The 3,562-nt window shown below is 57.3% G+C and carries 1 protein-coding gene; it reads left to right on the top strand.

Translation table 11 applies throughout. From position 1 onward, the window contains the following. On the top strand, positions 1-3,562 hold a 3,562-nt coding region (locus tag Q7C20_RS26555; RefSeq protein WP_375071164.1), incomplete at both ends, for a beta strand repeat-containing protein.

Raw genomic sequence — 3,562 nt, 5'->3', positions numbered from 1 at the left:
GTGACCACGATCACTGACTCGATTGACACCACCACCGTCACCCTGACCGCCGATAACTCGGTTGTTGAAGGCGGCAACATCACGTACACCGCCACACTGACAAATCCGGCGCAGACTGCTGTAACTGTCACGTTGAGCAACGGCCAGGCAATCGTCATTGAGGCTGGCAAATCTGCTGGTTCGGTTGTGTTTGAAACCCCGGCGAACGACGTTTACAACAATGGCTCGACCGTCAATACGACGATCACCAATGCCACTGGCGGCAACTTCGAGAACCTGGTAACGAATCCAGCTCCGGCTGTGACCACGATCACTGACTCGATTGACACCACCACCGTCACCCTGACCGCCGATAACTCGGTTGTTGAAGGCGGCAATATCACTTACACCGCTACGCTGACTAACCCAGCGCAAACCGCTGTGACCGTCACGTTGAGCAATGGTCAGACGATCAACATCGAAGCAGGCAAATCCTCCGGGACTGCGGTGTTCCAAACCCCAGCCAACGATGTGTACAACAACGGCTCGACCGTAAGCACCACGATCACCAAAGCAGAAGGCGGTAACTTCGAGAATTTGGCGACGAACTCGGCGCCAGCCGTGACCACCATCACTGACTCGGTCGACACCACCACCGTTAGTCTGACCGCGAACCCGTCGGTCGTGGAAGGCGGTGGTATTACTTACACCGCTACGCTGACCAACCCAGCGCAAACCGCTGTGACCGTCACCCTGAGCAACGGCCAGACGATCAACATCGAAGCCGGCAAATCCTCTGGAACTGCTGTTTTCCAGACGCCAGCCAACGATGTGTACAACAACGGCTCGACTGTTAGCACCACGATCACTAAAGCAGAAGGCGGTAACTTCGAGAATCTGGCGACGAACTCGGCGCCAGCGGTGACCACCATCACTGACTCGGTCGACACCACCACTGTTACCCTGACCGCGAACCCGTCGGTCGTGGAAGGCGGTGATATTACTTACACGGCTACGCTGACCAACCCAGCGCAAACCGCTGTGACCGTCACCCTAAGCAACGGCCAGACGATCAACATCGAAGCCGGCAAATCCTCTGGAACTGCTGTTTTCCAGACGCCAGCCAACGATGTGTACAACAACGGTTCAACCGTTAGCACCACGATCACCAAAGCAGAAGGCGGTAACTTCGAGAATTTGGCGACGAACTCGGCGCCAGCGGTGACCACCATCACTGACTCGGTCGACACCACCACTGTTACCCTGACCGCGAACCCGTCGGTCGTGGAAGGCGGTGATATTACTTACACCGCTACGCTGACCAACCCGGCGCAAACAGCGGTCACCGTGACGTTAAGCAATGGTCAGACGATCAACATCGAAGCTGGCAAGTCCGCAGGCTCGGTGGTGTTCGAAACCCCGACCAACGATGTCTACAACAACGGTTCGACCGTCAACACGACGATCACCAACGCTACTGGCGGTAACTTCGAGAACCTGGCGACCAATCCAGCTCCGGCTGTGACCACGATCACCGACTCGATCGATACCACCACCGTTAACCTGACGGCGAACCCGTCGGTTGTTGAAGGCGGCGATATTACTTACACCGCCACGCTGACCAACCCAGCGCAAACCGCTGTGACCGTCACCCTGAGCAACGGCCAGACGATCAACATCGAAGCCGGCAAATCCTCTGGAACTGCTGTTTTCCAGACGCCTGCAAACGATGTGTACAACAACGGCTCGACCGTCAGCACTACGATCACCAAAGCAGAAGGCGGTAACTTCGAGAATTTGGCGACGAACTCGGCGCCAGCGGTGACCACCATCACCGACTCGGTCGACACCACCACTGTTACCCTGACCGCGAACCCGTCGGTCGTGGAAGGCGGCGATATTACTTACACCGCCACGCTGACCAACCCAGCGCAAACCGCTGTGACCGTCACCCTGAGCAACGGCCAGACGATCAACATTGAAGCAGGGAAATCCTCCGGGAATGCTGTCTTCCACACCCCTGCCAACGACGTGTACAACAACGGCTCGACCGTTAGCACCACGATCACCAAAGCAGAAGGCGGTAACTTCGAAAATCTGGCGACGAACTCGGCGCCAGCGGTGACTACGATCACCGACTCCATCGACACCACCACCGTCACACTGACCGCAGATAACTCGGTCGTTGAAGGCGGCAATATCACTTACACCGCTACGCTGACTAACCCAGCGCAGACTGCGGTGACAGTGACGCTTTCCAACGGCCAGACCATCGTCATCGAAGCGGGCAAGTCCGCTGGCACCGTTGTATTCGAAACCCCCGCCAACGATGTCTACAACAACGGTTCGACCGTCAACACGACAATCACCAACGCAACTGGCGGCAACTTCGAGAACCTGGTACCGAATCCAGCTCCGGCTGTGACCACCATCACTGACTCGGTCGACACCACTACCGTTACCTTGACGGCGAACCCGTCGGTTGTTGAAGGCGGTGACATTACTTACACCGCTACGCTGACTAACCCGGCGCAAACAGCGGTCACCGTCACCCTGAGCAACGGCCAGACGATCAATATCGAAGCAGGCAAATCCTCCGGGACTGCTGTCTTCCAGACGCCTGCAAACGATGTGTACAACAACGGTTCAACCGTTAGCACCACCATCAACAAAGCAGAAGGCGGTAACTTCGAGAACCTGGCTAAAAACCCTGCGCCAGCGGTGACCACGATCACCGACTCGGTCGACACCACCACCGTTACTCTGACGGCGAACCCATCGGTCGTTGAAGGCGGTGACATCACTTACACCGCTACGCTGACCAACCCAGCGCAAACCGCTGTGACCGTCACCCTGAGCAACGGCCAGACGATCAACATCGAAGCGGGCAAATCCTCCGGCAGCGCTGTTTTCCATACCCCAGCCAACGATGTGTACAACAACGGCTCGACCGTTAGCACCACGATCACCAACGCCACTGGCGGTAATTTCGAAAAGCTGGCGACGAGCTCTGCGCCAGCGGTGACCACCATCACCGACTCGGTCGACACAACCACCGTTACCCTGACGGCGAACCCGTCGGTCGTTGAAGGCGGTGACATTACTTACACCGCTACATTGACCAACCCGGCGCAAACCGCTGTGACCGTGACGTTGAGCAACGGCCAGACAATTAATATCGAAGCGGGCAAGTCCGCAGGCACGGTGGTGTTCCATACCCCAGCCAACGACGTCTACAACAACGGCTCGACCGTTAGCACCACGATCACCAACGCCACTGGCGGTAATTTCGAAAAGCTGGCGACGAACTCGGCACCAGCCGTGACCACCATCACCGACTCGGTCGACACCACCACCGTTACTCTGACGGCGAACCCGTCAGTCGTTGAAGGCGGTGATATCACTTACACCGCTACGTTGACCAATCCAGCGCAAACCGCTGTGACCGTGACGTTGAGCAACGGTCAGACAATTAATATCGAAGCGGGCAAGTCCGCAGGCACGGTGGTGTTCCACACCCCAGCCAACGATGTGTACAACAACGGCTCGACCGTTAGCACCACGATCACCAACGCCACTGGCG

This window comes from Pseudomonas sp. AMR01 (assembly GCF_041946035.1).
GTDB lineage: Bacteria > Pseudomonadota > Gammaproteobacteria > Pseudomonadales > Pseudomonadaceae > Aquipseudomonas > Aquipseudomonas antarctica_B.
Note: the sequence above shows the minus strand (reverse complement) of the source record. Positions and strands in the feature narration are given on the sequence as shown.